Origin of the sequence: Oceanobacillus sp. FSL W7-1309 (assembly GCF_038002145.1) — a bacterium.
Classification (GTDB): Bacteria; Bacillota; Bacilli; order Bacillales; family Amphibacillaceae; genus Oceanobacillus; species Oceanobacillus profundus.
In genome coordinates, this window is the sequence record NZ_JBBOBX010000001.1 from 1751199 (window position 1) to 1769686 (window position 18488).

Here is an 18488-nt window from a genome sequence, read left to right on the forward strand (position 1 = left end):
ATACAAGGTACAATTGCTTCAATCCCAGTGAATTATTCGATCTGCAAGTTTTTTGGTTAAAATAAACTTTATTCTAAAACAGCAAAAACCTATAAATCATGCATACTTAGTATGTATGATTTATAGGTTTTTTTATATATTTACAAATAATTTAGGTGTTAATTAGTGTTTTCACTTCATTTTATTATATACTTAGTATATAATAAAATGAAGTTAGGGATAGGAGGAAGTAAAACATGATTAAGGTAAACAATTTAACAAAGTCGTTTATACAAGGGCAAGCAAGAACGCAAGTATTAAAAGGTGTTGATTTGCACGTTGAAGAAGGGGAATTTGTAGCTATAATGGGGCCAAGTGGCTCTGGGAAAAGTACATTACTACAACTTTTAGGTGGTCTTGATATACCAACTGAAGGGGATATATTAATAAATCAGAATAATTTGAGTGAGATGACGGAAAAAGAAAGAACGATTTTCCGCAGAAAATATATAGGGTTTATTTTTCAAAATTACCAGCTGCTACCAACATTAAATGTAGAAGAAAACATAGCTTTTCCTCTTCATGCAGATGGCAGTTTAACGAAAGAAAAATACCAGTTTATTTTAGAATTACTTGATTCTGTTGGATTAAAAGAGCTTGGTCGAAAACGTGCTAATTTACTTAGTGGTGGTCAGCAACAACGAGTAGCTATAGCCAGAGCGCTTGTCAATAATCCCTCCGTATTATTAGCTGATGAACCGACGGGAAATTTAGATAGAAATAAAGCCGAAGAAATTCTCGGGTTAATAGCAAGATTCAACCGAGAAAGCAATCAAACAATCATAATGGTTACGCATGATATTTTCGCAGCTGGGTTTGCAGATCGCATTATTCTTTTTAAAGATGGAGTTATTGATCAAGTGATTTCTAGGAAGGATGATGATTATGCTAAATATGTGGCGAATTTCATGGCTTAACATAATACAAAATAAAAAACGTTTTTCCATTTCATTGCTTGGGATTATTTTAGGTATAGCGTTCGTAACATCTATGCTTATTGCAGACAAAACAACAAATGATGTTTTTGATTATTACGAACAAATGTATGTGGCAAATGCAGATTACTGGGTTCTAAGCGATGAACATACATACTCTGAAGATATTGTTTCGTCAGTTCTGACTAGTTCAGCGGTAACGGAAACACTGCTTGCGCTTGATAAACAAGCTTTCTTTGAGCTTGAGGGTGATCAATCCCTAAATCAAAGATCTGTACGAATTACAGGTGTGAATGATCAAGATAGTTCTTTGCTAAAACTTCCTGTAATTGAAGGAAGTTTAGATAATGAAGGATTGGTAATACCAGACGTTGTTGCAAATCTGTTAAATAAAAAGGTAGGAGATACAATTAGGTTTACCGATTTGGGAGAAGCTAAGGTTTCCGCCATTGTTGAATACACGCAGCTGCTTGCAAGTCCGAGTGACTGGGAAGGTGCTGAACAGAAGAGCTTCCGAATTATGGCTCCACTTGATTTGTTAAGAGATTGGACTGGTATGGATAATGAGCTTTCATATGTAAGGTTCCAAACAAATGATGAAGGAGAGAAGCTTTTTCAATCCCTCCAGGAAGAATTTCTTAATTCAAATGTATTTGTACAACCAGTTGTCGCGGATGATCTACAAAGTAATGACATTGGGGGACTTTATACATTTTTTTACCTAATCGCTGGGTTATCCATGTTTATCAGTGGGTTTATTGTTTTTAATATGATTTATACAAGTGTTATGGAGAGAAAAAAGGAATTTGCGATAATGAAGAGTTTTGGTTATCTTCAACGTTCTGTTTCTAGACTTATCCTGATCGAAGTACTACTTTTGGCAATAATAGGTGTAGCTATTGGAGTACCCATTGGAATTTTGCTTGGAGATATGTTCATGCAAACTTTACTTAGTGTGTTTGAGTTTGACATGGTTTACACATTAAATTGGCAAATACCTACATTAACAGCTGTAGTAATTGGAATTTTATTTCCTGTTATCTTTTCTTTATTTCCAATTTATAATGCGGGGAAAACCTCTGTTTTATTGACGTTAAAAATGGCAGATCAAACACAATCATCGAAGAGAGGATACATATTTAGGGCTGTTCTGGGAGCTGGCTTGCTAATCTTTGTATTTATCGATCACCCTGTCTCTTACTTAGCTATTTTGGCAAGCATCATTTTGTTGTTTCCATTATTGTTACTGGGTGTGAATCGGATATTTAAACCTATTTTGAAGCTATTCTTTGGCTATTCTGGTAGTCTGGCAGCTAAAAGCCTAAAACAGCAATTAAATCGAAACGCCAATACTTCCGCTATTCTTGCCGTTGGAATAGCAGTGATATTATTGCTAAGTGCTGTTATCGAATCTGCTCCGGAAGGTTATGAAAATGAAATCAGGAATACGTATGGTGGCGACCTAAGAGTTACATCAGAAGCGCCTTGGTCTGAACAGGATAGAGCAAAAATGCTAGCCTATGATTCTGTTGCGAATGCTGAGCCCTTAACGGAAGCTACGCCAATTACATGGGAAACAATAGACGGAGAGAAGAGACAGTTTTCTATTTTTGCTGCAGATAAAGAAGGACCCACTTTATTTGAGCGTTCTGAAAAGGATAAAACATATAATGAGCTGACAAAGGAACCATCTATTCTCCTTGGCGAAAGAGCCTTTGATGAATGGGGCGGAAGTGTAGGGGGATATATTTCCATTAATACACCTTCAGGTAATCAGCAATTTAAAGTCATTGACGTTGTGAAAACATCGAATTACGCAGGCTATACCGCATTTATGGATGAGAATCATTTAAATAATGAATTTGGTTGGGCGAATAGTTTTGACATGCTGCTAACTTTAAATGACGGATATACGGCTGTACAATTACGAGATCAGTTATGGCTGGATTTCAGCAATCATCTCTCAAAAGTTGAAACGGTAGAAGATGAAATTAAATCATCTACTTCCGCATTATCTGGCATGAACGAGTTAATTCTAGTCATGTTAGTTTTAATTATCGGGCTAGCAAGTATTGGTACAGCTAACACTTTACTGATGAACACTTTGGAGCGCACCTCTGAGATAGGGACAATGCGAGCGCTTGGTCTTACGAAACAGCAAGTTAAAAAAATGATAATTGGAGAAGGTTTGCTTATAGGATTGTCAGGGGTTATTGGTGGTATAATTTCAGGTGTGGTTTTACTTTATGTTACTAGCCAATCCGAACTTTTAGAAGGGTTTATATCTTTTCAAATACCTTTAGGAAATATTATCCTGGCACTGATTGCTGGTATTTCTCTTAGCCTTTTTGCTTCTTGGATTTCTAGTGCTACGGCGGGTAAAATAAATATTATATCATCACTTAAAGAAGGTTGAGCAATTATGTCGGTTAAGTACGGAATATTAACATTGCTATATTTGCAAGAAAATCATGGATATGAATTAAAACTGGAGCTGGAATCCCTTCTAGGAACCAAAGGGAAAATTAATCCTGGTCAAATTTATACGACTTTGGATCGTCTTATTCGTGATCTGCTTGTCTCATCTGTAGGAATGGATGACCAAGAAAGAAAACTTTATGAAATAACTACGGAAGGTAAAAGGGAGCTGGAAAATTGGCTGCTGGAACTTGTACCCTATCATTCTACAAAAGATGATTTTCATTTTAAATGGAGCTGTGCTCGTAAGATTGGTTTCGAACAGGAAAAGGAAATGCTTGATCAACAAAAGGCCATGATAATGAAAGATGTTTTGGAATTGACTAAACTAAAAACGGAATTTCTTCTTCGAGGTGACGAGAATAGGTATTTATTAATTAGTGGTACCCTCTTGCATTTAGAAGCAGATTTAAACTGGATCCATCAAGTTGAAAGTCGAAATCGGTCCTAATTTAAAAAGAGTATGAAGTAATTGAAAGAAGTAAAAATCCCCAAAAATATATTGCGAAGAAACCGTTGAAGCAGTTTTAGATTTAATGTAGGCAAATAGCATCTATCTTTATAAGAAATACAAGAATAGAGCAACACCATCAAGGTGCTGCTCCTTGTTATTACATAGACTTATAATTAAAAAACTTTATTGTCATTTAAAATTATTTTTTTATAAAAAATCGCTTTCGATCGAAGGTTTTTCCGGTTACGCTGGTTTCAAAATCAAATGATCCTTTTGAAGAAGTTCTACTAAGTGGACCTGATGAATTAACCAAAACCCAAGTTATTGTTTCTTTGTTAATTAAAAGTTCCCTATTTTATTGGTCTTATGAATATCTTCCGTTCCTGCATCCAATGCAGTCTGGTAATATTCACATTTATGATTTATAAGTTCCATTGTCTTCTTTAGCTCTTCCAATTGTGCTTCTGCAACAGCTTTTCGTTCCAAGAACATGTCATATCTTTTTTGTAGCGTGGAATCTCCATCGGAACACCAATCGATAAATTTTTTAATTTCCTTAATAGGCATCCCTGTAGATTTAAGGCATTCAATTACATTTAAAGCGTCTATATCGGATTCTTTAAACAATCTTGTTCCGTTAGGTGTCCGTTCTACAAAAGGCATTAGGCCCTCCTTATCGTAGTAACGTAAAGTATATACGGTGAGATTTAACTTTTTTGCAACTTCACTGATAGAATATGTCACAGTTGTTTAACTCCTTTTGATATAGATTTCGAGTTAACTCTAGGTTTTGGCGAAATTTTATCACGCTGAATACGGAATGTCAAAGTATAAATAAATCCTTATTTATTTGTTGACCTAGAGTTAACTATAGGGTTTATCCTAGTTTTGCAGGAGAATAATAAGTAAATTCTCTAAAAAATCAAGTTATTGGAGGGCTATACAGATGGTTACAGCTAAAGCACGAGCAGTAGACGGTCCGGATCAACCGTTTCGAGCTGCTGAAATTAAAAGACGTGATCTTGATTCGCATGATGTTCTGATTGAAATTAAATATGCAGGCATTTGTCATTCCGATATTCATACAGCTCACGGTGAATGGGGTCCAGTCAACTATCCACTTGTACCTGGCCATGAGATTGCAGGCGTTGTTACGGCTATAGGACCTAACGTTTTAAAGTATACTATCGGGGACCGAGTTGGTGTCGGATGTATGGTAGGCTCCTGTGGTGAATGTGAGAACTGTCGTAATGGTGAAGAGCAATATTGTCTCGAAGGTAAAGTCGATACTTACGCTGGCGTTGATAAATACGGGGAACCAACTCAAGGCGGTTATTCTACCCATATTGTCGTACCTGAAGACTTCGTACTCCGAATACCTGATAATATTGAATTTGATGTTGCAGCACCACTACTTTGCGCTGGTATTACGACATATTCTCCATTAAATCATTGGGCGGCGGGCCCTGGCAAGAAGATTGCTATTGTAGGTATGGGTGGTCTTGGGCATATGGCTGTTCAAATTGCCCATGCAATGGGTGCTGAAGTTACTGTTCTATCACAAACATTGAAGAAACAGGATGATGGTTATAAATTAGGAGCAGACAATTACTATGCAACAAGTGACACAGAAACATTCGAGAAACTTGCTGGTTACTTTGACTTAATTATTAACACGGTAAGTGCAGATATTGACTTGAATGCATATTTAGGATTACTAACTCTTGATGGTACTCTCGTAAATGTCGGTGCTCCTGCAGAACCGCTGTCACTCAACGTGATAAATTTAATCGGTCATCGTCGTTCATTTGCAGGTTCGATGATTGGAGGCATCCGTGAGACACAGGAAATGTTAGATTTCTGTGCAAAACATAACATTGTTCCTAAAATTGAAGTGATTACGGCTGATCAAATTGACGAAGCGTATGAACGAGTATTGGCTTCTGATGTAAAATATAGATTCGTGATTGACATTAGTACAATGTGAATTCTGCTAATACAAAAACAGGGCTGATCCAATCGGATTTTGCCCTGTTTTTTGTCCAATACGCCTTTAATTTCCTCTCAATGTGAATAAATAATACCATGATAATCTAAAGTATGATTAAATAAAGAAATAGAAAAATTGTTTGGAAAGAGGAAAGTAAATGAATGCAAATACAAGCACAAAGCAAAAAAGAACCATAATATTTAAAAAGGTACTACGTGCATTAGCAGTTGCGATAGGTGCCTTTATAACAGCATATGGTCTCGAGTCGGTCCTGATCCCAAACAATGTGTCAGATGGTGGCGTGACGGGTTTAAGTATAGTCGGTTCACAACTGTTCGGATTGCCTCTTGGAGTTTTAATTGCGATATTGAATATTCCGTTCGTGTTTTTAGGATATAAACAAATCGGGAAAAGCTTTGCGATTTACTCTGTTATTGGTATTGCTACACTTGCGTTTGGGACAAGCATTATGCACCATATACCAATTATAGTTCAAGGAGATACATTGTTAGTGACCGTCGTTGGTGGTATTATCATTGGCTTCGGTATGGGGTTAGCATTACGAAATGGTGGCGCATTAGATGGTATTGATATGTTAGCGGTATTGCTATCCCGAAAATTGCCTTTTGGAACAAGTGACCTTATTCTATTTTTAAATATGTTTGTTTTTATAGTCGTTTCCACAGTTTTCGGATTACAAGGGGCCTTCTTGTCAGGGATAGCTTATTTTATTGCTTCTAAAGTGATTCATATAGTTGAGGAAGGTTTAAGTGGTTCTAAGACCTATAAAATTATCACTAGTCAGCCGGATTTAATGGTAGAAACCATACGTGATCGTTTAGGTCGCAGTGCAACCTATAATCTGGTTGAAGGTGGTTATACAAATGAAAAATTTAAAGAAATTACGTGTATTATTAACCGTTTAGAAGATAGTAAGATGAAAGAAATTATTAACGAAATTGACAAACATGCTTTTATTGCTGTGTATGATGTGGCAGAAGTAAAAGGCGGTAGTTTCAAGAAGAAAGACATTCATTAATACAGGTCTTTGTTTTAAAAATAAATACAAATTGAGGCTGGATCCTTTATTGGATTCAGTTTTTTTATGTATTAAAAAGCGTTCATCTCTTGATTGAAAAAGTTGCTATTTTTATTGTGGATTCAAAGGTATAATGATCTGACTTTTGAGATGGCACATCGGGGCAATAGCTAACTTTACAGGAAATCCTAACTCTTCTCAATTAAATTATAGCATATAAAAAAAGGTAATTATAGACTGTTTCTTCTTATATACTATTGCTAAAATCAATAGAACAATACTGGTTAGGAGAGATGTGGAATGAGCTCTTTGGTTATCGGTTTTCAGGAAATGGGGAAAACAGAGCATTTGCTTGTAGGCGGAAAAGGATTAAATTTGGGGGAGTTATCCAAAATCCAAGGAATAGAAGTTCCAGAAGGTTTTTGTATAACAACGACAGGATACCAAATGGCCATTGAACAAAATGAAATGTTTCAAGCATTGTTGGATCAACTAATGGTGTTAAACGTAGAGGAACGTCATCAAATTAGTGAAATCAGCAGCAAGATTCGACAGGTTATGATGGACGTAGATATTCCTTCTGATGTTGTAAGCGCAGTTGATGAAAATCTCTCCGAGTTTGGTGAGAACCACGCTTATGCAGTTCGCTCTAGTGCTACCGCTGAGGACTTGCCACATGCCTCTTTTGCTGGACAACAAGATACCTATCTAAACATTAAAGGACTGGATGCAATCTTACAGCATATTAGTAAGTGCTGGGCTTCTCTGTTTACGGATCGCGCGGTGATTTATCGAATGCAAAATGGGTTTGACCACAGTAAGGTTTCTTTATCCGTTATTATCCAAAGGATGGTTTTTCCTCAGGCTTCTGGGATTTTATTTACTGCTGATCCAATTACCTCTAACCGAAAGATAGTATCAATTGATGCCAGTTTTGGACTTGGAGAAGCATTGGTCTCTGGCTTGGTATCTCCTGATAATTATAAGGTACAGGAAGAAAGAGTCGTCGAAAAGATGATAGGAGATAAGAACATGGCTATCTATGGACGGGAGGGAGGAGGAACTGAGACACAGCAGATTGATTTTGATCAGCAGAAGTCACAGACACTAACAGACCAGCAAATTTTACAATTAGCACATATAGGAAGAAAGATTGAAGCGCATTTTGGGAGTCCGCAAGACATCGAGTGGTGTTTGGCAGAGGATATATTTTATATTGTTCAGAGTCGACCAATCACAACTTTGTATCCCACCCCTGAAGCAGGGGAGTCCCAAGGAAATCACGTCTATGTATCTGTTGGGCATCAACAAATGATGACAGACCCCATGAAACCATTGGGATTGTCCCTTTTCCTGTTAACAACACCTGCACCGATGCGCAAAGCTGGTGGAAGGCTGTTTGCCGATGTAACAGATATGCTGGCTTCACCTGTCAGCAGAAAAATGATAATGGATAATTTAGGGGAATCTGATCCGCTCATAAAAGACGCGCTTATGAAAATAGTAGATCGAGAAGATTTTATAAAAACGTCCCCAGTTGTTGAAAAAAATCTGAGTCCTGACAAGCCTCATGCTCTCTCTGATACTCAAGCACAAATCGGAAACGATCCAACAATCGTTTCGGAATTAATTAAAAAAAACCAGACCTCGCTAGAAGAACTGAAGCAAAACATCCAGACAAAATCAGGTGCGGAGTTATTTGGTTTTATTCTGGAAGATCTTGAGGAACTGAGAAGGGTTGTATTTGAGGGTATGAGTGTGATAATAGCTGCACAGGATGCCACAACATGGATTAATGAGAAAATGAACAAGTGGTTAGGAGAAAAAAACGCAGCGGATATGCTTTCTCAATCCGTACCAAATAATATTACTTCAGAAATGGGTCTGGCATTATTGGATGTCGCAGATGCGATTCGTCCATATCCAGAAGTGATTAATTATTTACGACATGTAAAAGCGGAAAACTTTTTGGATGAACTGATTAACCTTGAAGGCGGACAAATTGCCCAAGATGCAATAAAAGCTTATCTCAAAAAATATGGCATGAGGTGTGCCGGAGAAATTGATATAACGAGAAGTCGATGGAGCGAAAAACCAACGACACTTATCCCTATAATTTTAGGGAATATCAAAAACTTTGAGCCGAATGCTAGTCAGCAGAAATTTGAGCAAGGGCGAAAAGAGGCTTTGGAAAAAGAACAAGCATTATTAGAAAGACTGAAACAACTGCCGAACGGAGAACAAAAAGCTAAAGAGGCGAAACGAAATATTGACCTAATTCGGAATTTCAGCGGGTTTAGGGAATATCCTAAATACGGTATGATTAACCGTTATTTTGTTTATAAGCAGGCATTAATGAAAGAAGCGGAACAACTCGTACAAGCGGGGATTATTCAAGGAAAAGAAGATATATCCTATCTTACTTTTGAAGAACTTGAAGAAGTAGTCCGCACCAATAAACTGGATTATCAAATCATTGACAAACGAAAAGAAGCGCATAAATTATATGAAAAATTAACCCCGCCACGTGTTATTACTTCTGATGGTGAGATCATTACTGGTGAATACAAGCGAGAAAATCTTCCAGCTGAAGCTATTGTCGGCCTGCCGGTTTCCTCGGGAGTTATCGAGGGGCGAGCACGTGTCATTTTAAACATGGAAGATGCTGATTTAGAAGAAGGAGATATATTGGTTACTTCTTTTACGGACCCTAGCTGGACACCGTTATTTGTATCCATAAAAGGTCTAGTAACTGAAGTTGGTGGGCTGATGACCCATGGAGCGGTTGTCGCACGTGAATATGGCTTGCCAGCAGTTGTGGGAGTAGAAAATGCTACAAAAATAATAAAAAATGGGCAACGAATTCTTGTTAATGGAACGGAAGGGTATATTCAATTATTGTAATTGCTATATGTGTTCAGACTATCGTCAGAGTAGGTGGCTAATCCGGATAAACAGAAAACGATTTAAGCTCTCTCACAACACGAGAGATCGGTAAGCCTACAACATTGTAATAATCTCCATTAATGTTTTTGACAAACATAGCACCAAGGCCTTGGATACCATATGCACCTGCTTTATCGTACGGCTCTTCAGATGAAACATACCATTCGATTTCCTGATCAGTAAGTGGCAAAAATTCAACTTGTGTACGTTCGATAAAAATGCTTTTCTGTTCCAGTGAGCGGATCATGACACCAGTATATACCTCATGTGCGTTGCCGCTTAGCGCTAAAAGCATTTGATAGGCCTCTTCCTTATTGTTGGGCTTTTCGAATATTTGCTGCTTATAAGCAACTACCGTGTCAGCAGCTAAAATGATAGTTTCTGGATGCTGGATAGGGACATTTTTACCCTTGATTAGGGCCAATTGTTTTACTTTTTCAACCGGGTCATTTGTTGTAATTTGGGATTCATCTACGTTTGGATTGCGTACTGAAAAGGGAATTCTTACTTGCGTTAAAAGCTCTTGCCTTCTTGGTGAGGATGAGGCCAGAATTAGTTTGTTTTTTGCCATGAATGTTCCTCCTAAGTAGTAGTGAGTTGATATAGGTTTATTATAGTCCATGGTTTGTAGTATTAGAGACAACGTATCCAAGGGAAGATGGAACCATTATAGCTGTACGTGTTTTGCTAATCAAATGTTATTGCCATCTAATCGGAAATACAATTTTTTTAAAACAAGACGAGTATTCAGAGAGAAATACACAAAGCATTCGCGTTTGGTACTTCTCTCTTTTATTTTGAAATTACCATTGTAAACCTGTTCAAAAACGATAGAATATCAGCATGAATCTCTGCTTGATCCTCACCTACAACATTGCAAAGCATGAATTTGTGTGCTATTTGATCAAACATTACGAAATGTTAGGTAGCATGTAACGAATGATTTATTCCTCTATAGGATTTTCAGGTCCATTCAGCTCTAATTGATAAAAGGTTAAGTCAATCCATTTATTGAATTTAAAACCTGCCTTTTCGATTATACCTGAATAAACAAAGCCAAAGCTTTTGTGCATTGCAATGCTTTTTTCATTTGCTGCATCAATACCAGCAACCAATGTCATATATTCTCTTTCTTTCGCAATAGCGATTAATTCTTTCATTAAGGAAGTACCAACGCCTCTTTTTTGATATTCCTTATTTACATAAACGGAATGTTCAATTGTATATTTATAAGCCGGCCATGCTCTAAAGGGACCGAATGTTGCAAAACCGGCCACTTTATTATCTTGTTCGCACACCAATATTGGGTAACCTTCCTCCATCTTTTGTTCATACCATTGTTGTCTGCTTTCAAGCGTCTGGGGTTTATAGGCGTATACAGCAGTAGAATGAAGAATGGCATCATTATAGATATGTAAAATGTCCATTAAATCTTTTTCAGTTGCTTCTCTGATCATGTTGTTCTTCCTCTCGTAACAAATACTTTCCTATCTGTTTATTTTAGAACGATTTGTACTAAAGGTAAAATTGGATCTCTTAACCCTTGAATTTATAGACTCTTGTTTCACGAACCAGAAAATGCTCGTGGAGGATTTCACCTGAAGTTTCCCGACGTGCCTTTAATAATAAATAAGCATAAATAGTATTCCGGTAATAGAGGATGCGAAGATTTGTAAACAAACTGAAGGATGCTAAATAATATCTGATATGACTGAAAGTTCGGTTTTCTGTTAGAATAAAGATAGCTATTAAACTATTAAGATAATTATTAAATATATTCGATAGCAATAATTAAGAAAAGGAATGTTTATAAATGGAAAATAAATTTGCTAAGCGAGCTCATTTCGTTAAATCCTCGGAGACGCGTGAAATTTTGAAGGTAACAGAAAGACCGGAAGTAATCTCTTTTGCGGGAGGACTGCCAGCCCCGGAGTTGTTTCCGCTAAAAGCTCTTAAGGATGTGTGTAATGCTGTTTTGAATGAAGAAGGAGCGGCTTCTCTTCAATATAGTACGACAGAGGGATATGTTCCATTAAGAGAAGCTATTAATCGAAGAATGAAAGCTGTTGGAATTAATGCTACTGTTGAAAATGTTCTTATCACATCGGGATCACAGCAAGCAATCGACCTTACTGGAAAGTTATTTATTGACGAAGAGGATACAATTATTTGTGAAAGTCCAACCTATCTTGCGGCAATCAATACATTCAAAACATACAATGCCAACTTTGTTGAAGTAGCGATGGATGATGATGGAATGGTTATGGAAGAGCTGGAGGAAAAGCTGCAGAAGCATCCTAACACAAAATTTATCTATACGATTCCAGACTTCCAAAATCCTACAGGTCGTACGTTAAAGCTCGATAGACGAAAAAGAATGATTGAGCTTGCGAATCAATATGATGTACTGATTGTAGAAGATAATCCTTATGGGGCTATAAGATTTGCTGGAGAGGAACTTCCGCCAGTAAAACATTTTGATACGGAAGGTAGAGTAATTTATCTAAGCACTTTCTCTAAGATTTTCACTCCTGGCCTTCGACTTGGATGGATCTGTGCAGACCAAGCATTCATTGATAAGTACGTGGCTTTTAAGCAAACAGCTGACTTACATACGGACAGCTTTGCGCAAAGAATTACAGCCAAATATATGGAACTTTATGATATGGAAGAGCACATTAATCAAATCAAAGCTGTTTATAAAGAAAGATGTGCAGCGATGTTATCTTGTGTTGAAACGTTTTTTCCAAAAAATTTATCTTACAGTAAGCCAGAAGGTGGATTATTTATTTGGGTTGAACTTCCTGAGGACATTGATTCAACGCATATATTTACAGAGTGCCTGAAAAACAATGTTGCTTGTGTTCCCGGAACACCATTTTTCCCGAATGGTACAAAGAAAAGTACATTCCGTTTAAATTTTTCAAATATGTCGAAAGAGAAAATAATAGAAGGTATGAAGCGTATTGGTGAAGTGTTGTATCGTGAGTTAGAGAAAGAAACAGCTATTTTATGATTTAAAACTGACAGTAGTATAGGAGACAGATATTGTAAATATAAAAGTCGTGCAATTAAATGGTTGTGTAATACAAAAAGGTTTAAGAAACATGGTTCTATGCAATATGTTTCATAACTCTTTTTAAAACAATGCTTGGATAAAATTTAGGAATATTAACCATAAACTAATCCTTTAATCATGGGTATATTTTCATAAAAAATCATCTTATTTACACTAAATTTACTATTTTTTAATAAAATAGTTGTACAATAAAAGAAGAGTGGAATATATGAGAATATTTGTTGCTGCCGATTAAATACGCACTCATGGAAGTGTGAATACAGAGGGGATTTTATATGCATGTTGTTATTGGAGATATTGCAAGAGAAACGATACCGGTATTACCAACTACAAATTGCGAAAATGTTTATGCTATTTTTAATGAGCAACCATCAACAGAGGGGATAGTTGTTGCTGTTGAAATGCAGCCTGTTGGATTAATTATGAGAGATACATTCTTTCAAAAGCTATCCACTAAATATGGGTTTGACCTTTTTATGCAACGGCCAATTGAATTGATGATGGATACAACAATGTTAGTTGTGGACTATATTACACCACTAACCAAGGTTAGTACGCTTGCCATGAAACGAGAGCAAGAAAGACTCTATGACTATGTTATTGTACAGAAGCAGAATGAGCTATGTGGAGTTGTAAGTATACGTGAGTTAATAATGAAGTTGTCTGAGGTACAGATTAACATTGCGAAATATTCCAATCCATTAAGCGGACTTCCTGGAAACCACATTATAGACGATATGTTAGAAAAAGTATTACATTACGAAAGCTATACGGTGCTTTATCTTGATCTCGATCATTTTAAAGCATTCAATGATGTATATGGATTCAAAGCAGGGGATCAACTTCTCGTCGAGACGGCGAATATCATTCAACAAACGATTGGCAAAAAACCAAATTACTTTGTTGGTCATATTGGTGGAGATGACTTTATCGCGGTGATTCCTAATTATCAGCATGAGGATATTTGCAAAAGGATTATTGCCCGCTTCGAACAGACGATTATCAGCTTTTATAGTAAAGAAGATATTGAACAGGGATATGTCAAAACATTCAACCGAAAAGGAACCATGGAAAATGTTCCATTAGTAAGCATCTCGATTGCAGTGGTTCAAAATAAACATACATCCTTTTCCACACCAAATGCGCTAAGTAGAGAAGCAGCAGAGATTAAAAGGATTTGTAAAGCTTGTGAGGGAAGTATCTACCTGAGCAAAGGGGATAAGGAAGCTGGAAAATTAAATGCGTAAAAAATGAGCGATATTCAAAAATCGCTCATTTTTTTTGTATGTTATTATCTTTAAGAAGAGATTGGTACGGTGCCTTTACATAATGTCTCAACTGGTTTTCCTATCGCGTAGCCTTGCCCCATATCGACCCCCAAATCTTGCAAAAAGGTGTATTCGGAAAAAGTCTCGATTCCCTCTGCAATTACTTTCGTTTCAGATTTATATGCAAAATCAAGAATAAGCTCAACTAAATATTGTTTTTCCGGGATCGTTTCGATATTCCGGATTAATGATTTATCAATCTTTATAAACTCAGGATTTAAGTAAAGAAGTGTTTGTAAACTATTATAACCACTGCCAGCATCATCTACAGCAATGCGAAAGCCCTGTTCCCTGTAGTGCTCTACTAGCTTCACAAATTGAGAATAGTTGATTCCTGCCTTCTTTTCTGTCAATTCAAGAACAACTTGCTTAGGAGAGATGTTATGTTTTGTTAATAAATTCATTGTAGTTCCTGCTTTATAGTTTGGGTCGGCTAGTACTTGGGGATGTATATTTAGGAATATAAAGCAATCTTCATTTTCATCTAAACGATTAACCTGCTCGTGATATCTTTTCAATGCTAAATTTCGTATAAAGCTTTCGACCATAAAAACATGTTTGCTGTCTCCAACATAGTCGTAAAAAGCATCCGTAGTAGGAAAGCTCTTCGTAGAATCTGGTCGATTCAAAATTTCATAACCTATAGTATCGCCGCTTATTAAAGATAGAATTGGCTGGAAAAAGGTTTGGATTCTACATTTGCGGATAACATTTAATAATTCTTCATTTTTATTAAACTCTTGATAAAGTAATTTACGGTTTGTATTTAAAAATCGAATAAAATGAATCGATTTATGAACTAAATTTGTTTTCATATGTCCACCTTTGAGTTGAATAAAATTGTCATGATGCTTAATTTAATTCTATCGGTGAATTATTAAGATTGATAATCAGTTGTGTAAATTTCCTGTAAAACCTGTGGGTAAAGATTTGTGTTGGACATAAAAATCTCTGGCTAAACATCTAAACTTAAGGGAATACTTGACACGACACTAAATGGTGTCGTATTATAACGGATAAATAGGACACCTTTAAGTGTCGTATTAAAACGTAAGATCAGGGGATGGTGATATTGAGCGAAAAGAGAACGGAAAGAGATGTTTACGAAGCTATTTCCGATCAAACCCGACGGAGGCTGCTTCGTCTATTAGCCGATGCGGAAGAATTACCGCTATATGAGTTAACCGTTCATTTCGAAATGGGTCGTACGGCAGTTTCAAAGCACTTGACAATCCTAAAAGATGCTGGTCTTGTAGTCAGCAGGAAGATTGGCAGGGAAACGCGTTATCGGTTGAATGCCACCCCTTTGAAGGAAATTCATGATTGGGTATCTTTTTATGAAGATTTCTGGAAGGAAAGAATGTTTAAATTAAATCTTTTATTGGAGGAACAAAAAATGAAAGCAGATGTATCATTAGATTTTCAATATACAAGTTCAATTGAAGAAGTGTGGAAGGCATTAACGGATTCGGAAATGCTTGCAAAGTGGATATGGGAAAATGACTTTAAGCCAGTAGTTGGACATAAATTTCAATTCCGAGCAGAGCCAAATAAATGGTGGAACGGAATTGTTGATTGTGAAGTGCTTGAAGTGGAAGAACCTCATAAAATATCTTATACGTGGGCAAGCCAAGGTGAGAACACAACTGTTACATGGACGTTGAAGGAAGGTTCAGATGGAACTACTCACTTGCACTTCGAACAAGCTGGATTCAGTGAAGAAACAAAAGCCACCAAAGGTGCTATCGAGGGGGCAATATATAGCTGGACTAAAATGGGTGAGCAGCTTGGGGAAGTGTTGGATCAATAAGCGTTATTGTCTTTCTCCTTGCCTTATATAAAATCTTAGACGGTCTAGTGGAACGGCCCGAACCATCAAAGGCTATCAATTACCCAATTACTAACATGTGTAGGGGTAGCTAATATTAAAAGGGGAGATAAGAAAATGAGTTTTTTCAAAGATATGATAGCGGTGTTTAAGAAGAGAGAATTATTACTTTTAGAGCGCTATGAAGAAGCAGAAGGCGTGTATACCTTTCTGTTTGAAAAGCCAGATGATTTAACCTGGGAAGCAGGGCAACACGGTCTGTTTACTATTACGCATAAGAAAATAAAAAATGCTACGCGGCCATTTACCGTAGCCTCAGCTCCTGCAGAAAAAGTTGTTAAATTAACAATGCGGATTAAGGATAATCCAAGTGATTTTAAACAGGAAATGTTAGAACTCAAACAAGGAATGAAGATTAGTATAAGCGGACCTGTAGGATCATTTCACTTGGAAAATAACAGTCCTTCAATCCTCATTGCAGGTGGGATTGGCATTACCCCATTTCGATCAATTCTAAAACAAATAGAAGCGGAAGGAAGTCTCCGTGAGAACCCAATACATCTGCTTTATCTAGATAGTGATAAATCCCATATCTTTAAAGATGAACTTGATGAAATTGCTAACTATCCTGCCATACATGTAACTTACCTTGATACAAGGGAGGACTTGCATCAGGAAATAAATCAGTTTAGCGATTTATATCAGAACAACGGTAAATATTTTATTGCAGGTCCAAAAACCATGGTCGAGTCTATTTCAAGTCATTTAAGAAATAACGATGTTCCCAAACGAAATATCAAAAAGGATGCCTTTTTTGGATATTAATTAAAAATGAATATGAGCCCACAATTATGGTATCATACAAAAATCCTATTTTGTTGAACTTCCCCCTGTCAAGTAGACAGTGGAAATAATAAAAGGATTTATACGGCTTTAGCTCTATATTCAATAGGGTTGAAGCCGTTTAGTCTTTCTTGATATCTATCATGATTGTAGAAGTAAATATATTTATCAATTGCTGTTGAGAGATCCTCAAATGTCTCATGATCGTTCTTCCCGTTGGCTAAAGCATCTTCTACAATTTCAATTCATTATATCTGTTGAGGTGATTACAGGGATGGGAAAGGAACTAGTGTTGATAAGTGATCATAGGGAGGTCTTGTTTTCAGCGGGGAAAATGGATCTTAAATTCCCAATTGTTTTCATCAATCTTGTATGATATAGTGTCAACGGTACTTATTAAACGTATTTAATAAGTCTTTTTATAGGTGGTGATGTTTGTGGAAGCTGCTTCAAAATCATTGAAGAGAGTAATTACTCTTGGTATTCGTAAATCTCTCTTAGAGCTTGGAAGTGCAACAAAGGCTGAGCTTAGCAGCAAGCTAGAAATTAGCTTTCCAACAATAAGTAAGTTCCTTGCACAGATGGAGAAAGATGGTGAAGTGATAGCAGTTGGTTTAGATGAATCAAGTGGTGGAAGAAGAGCAAAAAGATATACGTACAATTCAGAGTATATGCTTGGTCTTGCAGTCTTTATAGAGAAGGAAGAGACCTATTATACAATTTTCAATTGCTTAGGTGAAAAAAAGGAGCAAGGAAAAGCCCCAAGTGTACTAATAGATAATGGCATGAATTTATTAACACAACTGATTGAAAAAGTAATAACAACTAATTCTTCAAAAATTACTTCCATCGCTATCGGTGTTCCAGGGTCGGTTGATCACGGGAAGATTTTCTACATGCCAGGGTATGAGCAGTTTCAAAATGTTGATTTGAAGACGTATTATGAGGGTTATTTTAATATTCCTGTTGTGGTAGAGAACGATATGAATGCTGTTGTTCTTGGTTTTAACCACCAAAAAAGAATGGAAAATAATCAGTCTCTTATCTATTTGTATTTTGGCCAAAATGGCCCGGGGGCAGGGTTTATGATAAATGGAGATGTGGTAAGAGGAAGTACGTTTTTTGCTGGAGAGATTTCGTTCGTCCCTCAATATAGTGAACATAACTTTGGGCAGGTACTAGAAAAGGGAATTGGACAAAAAAAGAGATTGGTCAATGAGGATGAACAGATTGATGCAATAAGCAGATTAGTAGCCTCTTTTGTAGCTATCATAAACCCACATACCATTATTTTTAGTGAGGATGAAATCGAAAAAGGGATGTTAAGTAAAATCGCCATCGCTAGTTCAACATATATCCCGTCAGAACATCTTCCGGAACTTACGGTGAGTAATTGGAAACAGGATTATTTATTTGGGTTACAAAGGCTTTGCCTCGATCTTATGATAGCGAAATAGGGATATGGACGTATACGGAGCAAGGGACTGGATAGGTGCTTGATAATCATTATAGTGGAGAGTAGGTCATTT

16 protein-coding genes and 1 pseudogene are annotated in these 18488 nt (G+C 36.7%); 12 read left to right on the forward strand and 5 right to left on the reverse strand.

All coding sequences use genetic code 11. The features are described from left to right. Window positions 1–236 precede the first annotated feature (236 nt). From NST46_RS08205 to NST46_RS08215, 3 genes are read left to right on the forward strand one after another with little or no spacing between them, the layout of a single operon-like run. On the forward strand, window positions 237–956 hold the full coding sequence (locus tag NST46_RS08205; RefSeq protein WP_095313010.1) for an ABC transporter ATP-binding protein: 720 nt from the start codon (window positions 237–239) through the stop codon (window positions 954–956). Beyond that, window positions 925–3390 carry an ABC transporter permease gene (locus tag NST46_RS08210; RefSeq protein WP_341137025.1) on the forward strand — a complete coding sequence of 822 codons (2466 nt, stop codon included), beginning with the start codon at window positions 925–927 and terminating at the stop codon, window positions 3388–3390. Before NST46_RS08205 ends, NST46_RS08210 begins: the two co-directional genes overlap by 32 nt. A gap of 6 nt (window positions 3391–3396) precedes the next feature. Further along, window positions 3397–3903 (forward strand): PadR family transcriptional regulator, encoded by a 507-nt coding sequence (locus NST46_RS08215; RefSeq protein WP_340002716.1) that lies wholly within the window; start codon window positions 3397–3399, stop codon window positions 3901–3903. Window positions 3904–4245: 342 nt separating this feature from the next. Here NST46_RS08215 and NST46_RS08220 read toward each other — a convergent pair whose 3' ends face one another. Next, a complete protein-coding gene (locus NST46_RS08220) occupies window positions 4246–4650 on the reverse strand; it encodes a MerR family transcriptional regulator (RefSeq protein WP_095313015.1) in 405 nt (134 codons plus the stop codon). Window positions 4651–4852: 202 nt separating this feature from the next. On the opposite strand from NST46_RS08220, the gene NST46_RS08225 reads away from it, so the two are divergent. From NST46_RS08225 to ppsA, 3 genes are all read left to right on the forward strand, one after another. Further along, window positions 4853–5893 carry an NAD(P)-dependent alcohol dehydrogenase gene (locus NST46_RS08225; RefSeq protein WP_095313017.1) on the forward strand — a complete coding sequence of 347 codons (1041 nt, stop codon included), beginning with the start codon at window positions 4853–4855 and terminating at the stop codon, window positions 5891–5893. Between the two features lie 160 nt (window positions 5894–6053). Next, a complete protein-coding gene (locus tag NST46_RS08230) occupies window positions 6054–6935 on the forward strand; it encodes a YitT family protein (protein WP_303449369.1) in 882 nt (293 codons plus the stop codon). A 300-nt stretch (window positions 6936–7235) separates the two neighbouring features. Then, the gene (gene ppsA, locus NST46_RS08235) at window positions 7236–9839 is read left to right on the forward strand and encodes a phosphoenolpyruvate synthase (protein ID WP_341137026.1); all 2604 of its coding nucleotides are present in this window, start codon (window positions 7236–7238) and stop codon (window positions 9837–9839) included. Between the two features lie 37 nt (window positions 9840–9876). Here ppsA and NST46_RS08240 read toward each other — a convergent pair whose 3' ends face one another. Together NST46_RS08240 and NST46_RS08245 are read right to left on the reverse strand one after the other, a co-directional pair. Next, the gene (locus NST46_RS08240; RefSeq protein WP_340002718.1) at window positions 9877–10452 is read right to left on the reverse strand and encodes a Maf family protein; all 576 of its coding nucleotides are present in this window, start codon (window positions 10450–10452) and stop codon (window positions 9877–9879) included. A 373-nt stretch (window positions 10453–10825) separates the two neighbouring features. After that, window positions 10826–11338, reverse strand: coding sequence for a GNAT family N-acetyltransferase (locus NST46_RS08245; RefSeq protein WP_341137027.1), 513 nt, complete (start codon window positions 11336–11338; stop codon window positions 10826–10828). 356 nt (window positions 11339–11694) lie between these two features. On the opposite strand from NST46_RS08245, the gene NST46_RS08250 reads away from it, so the two are divergent. Both NST46_RS08250 and NST46_RS08255 read left to right on the forward strand, forming a co-directional pair. Continuing rightward, entirely contained in the window at window positions 11695–12897 is a 1203-nt protein-coding gene (locus NST46_RS08250; protein ID WP_341137028.1) for an aminotransferase-like domain-containing protein, read from the forward strand. A gap of 338 nt (window positions 12898–13235) precedes the next feature. Next, window positions 13236–14207: a GGDEF domain-containing protein gene (locus NST46_RS08255; protein WP_341137029.1), complete on the forward strand. Its 972-nt coding sequence runs from the start codon at window positions 13236–13238 to the stop codon at window positions 14205–14207. A gap of 50 nt (window positions 14208–14257) precedes the next feature. Here the strand turns inward: NST46_RS08255 and NST46_RS08260 are convergent, their stop codons facing one another. After that, complete coding sequence (locus NST46_RS08260) at window positions 14258–15103, reverse strand: EAL domain-containing protein (protein WP_341137030.1); 846 nt, start codon at window positions 15101–15103, stop codon at window positions 14258–14260. Between the two features lie 248 nt (window positions 15104–15351). Between NST46_RS08260 and NST46_RS08265 the strand changes: the two are divergent. The 3 genes and pseudogenes from NST46_RS08265 to NST46_RS08275 all read left to right on the forward strand — a co-directional run. Continuing rightward, window positions 15352–15546, forward strand: a pseudogene (locus NST46_RS08265) (metalloregulator ArsR/SmtB family transcription factor); the annotation flags it as partial. Window positions 15547–15684: 138 nt separating this feature from the next. Next, a complete protein-coding gene (locus NST46_RS08270) occupies window positions 15685–16098 on the forward strand; it encodes an SRPBCC family protein (RefSeq protein ID WP_303449469.1) in 414 nt (137 codons plus the stop codon). 135 nt (window positions 16099–16233) lie between these two features. Next, window positions 16234–16941 carry an FAD-dependent oxidoreductase gene (locus NST46_RS08275; RefSeq protein WP_341137031.1) on the forward strand — a complete coding sequence of 236 codons (708 nt, stop codon included), beginning with the start codon at window positions 16234–16236 and terminating at the stop codon, window positions 16939–16941. A 98-nt stretch (window positions 16942–17039) separates the two neighbouring features. Here NST46_RS08275 and NST46_RS08280 read toward each other — a convergent pair whose 3' ends face one another. Then, window positions 17040–17204 carry an IS3 family transposase gene (locus NST46_RS08280; RefSeq protein WP_303449471.1) on the reverse strand — a complete coding sequence of 55 codons (165 nt, stop codon included), beginning with the start codon at window positions 17202–17204 and terminating at the stop codon, window positions 17040–17042. A 192-nt stretch (window positions 17205–17396) separates the two neighbouring features. Here NST46_RS08280 and NST46_RS08285 point away from each other — a divergent pair, with 192 nt between their 5' ends. Then, complete coding sequence (locus tag NST46_RS08285) at window positions 17397–18416, forward strand: ROK family transcriptional regulator (RefSeq protein ID WP_303449379.1); 1020 nt, start codon at window positions 17397–17399, stop codon at window positions 18414–18416. The last annotated feature ends 72 nt before the right edge of the window (window positions 18417–18488 follow it).

What these genes read in the sequence shown, in the direction of transcription:
- NST46_RS08205 (WP_095313010.1), top strand. Translation starts at nt 237, where the DNA reads ATGATTAAGGTAAACAATTTAACAAAGTCGTTTATACAAGGGCAAGCA.
- NST46_RS08210 (WP_341137025.1), top strand. Translation starts at nt 925, where the DNA reads ATGCTAAATATGTGGCGAATTTCATGGCTTAACATAATACAAAATAAA.
- NST46_RS08215 (WP_340002716.1), top strand. Translation starts at nt 3,397, where the DNA reads ATGTCGGTTAAGTACGGAATATTAACATTGCTATATTTGCAAGAAAAT.
- NST46_RS08225 (WP_095313017.1), top strand. Translation starts at nt 4,853, where the DNA reads ATGGTTACAGCTAAAGCACGAGCAGTAGACGGTCCGGATCAACCGTTT.
- NST46_RS08230 (WP_303449369.1), top strand. Translation starts at nt 6,054, where the DNA reads ATGAATGCAAATACAAGCACAAAGCAAAAAAGAACCATAATATTTAAA.
- ppsA (WP_341137026.1), top strand. Translation starts at nt 7,236, where the DNA reads ATGAGCTCTTTGGTTATCGGTTTTCAGGAAATGGGGAAAACAGAGCAT.
- NST46_RS08240 (WP_340002718.1), bottom strand. Translation starts at nt 10,452, where the DNA reads ATGGCAAAAAACAAACTAATTCTGGCCTCATCCTCACCAAGAAGGCAA.
- NST46_RS08245 (WP_341137027.1), bottom strand. Translation starts at nt 11,338, where the DNA reads ATGATCAGAGAAGCAACTGAAAAAGATTTAATGGACATTTTACATATC.
- NST46_RS08250 (WP_341137028.1), top strand. Translation starts at nt 11,695, where the DNA reads ATGGAAAATAAATTTGCTAAGCGAGCTCATTTCGTTAAATCCTCGGAG.
- NST46_RS08255 (WP_341137029.1), top strand. Translation starts at nt 13,236, where the DNA reads ATGCATGTTGTTATTGGAGATATTGCAAGAGAAACGATACCGGTATTA.
- NST46_RS08260 (WP_341137030.1), bottom strand. Translation starts at nt 15,103, where the DNA reads ATGAAAACAAATTTAGTTCATAAATCGATTCATTTTATTCGATTTTTA.
- NST46_RS08270 (WP_303449469.1), top strand. Translation starts at nt 15,685, where the DNA reads ATGAAAGCAGATGTATCATTAGATTTTCAATATACAAGTTCAATTGAA.
- NST46_RS08275 (WP_341137031.1), top strand. Translation starts at nt 16,234, where the DNA reads ATGAGTTTTTTCAAAGATATGATAGCGGTGTTTAAGAAGAGAGAATTA.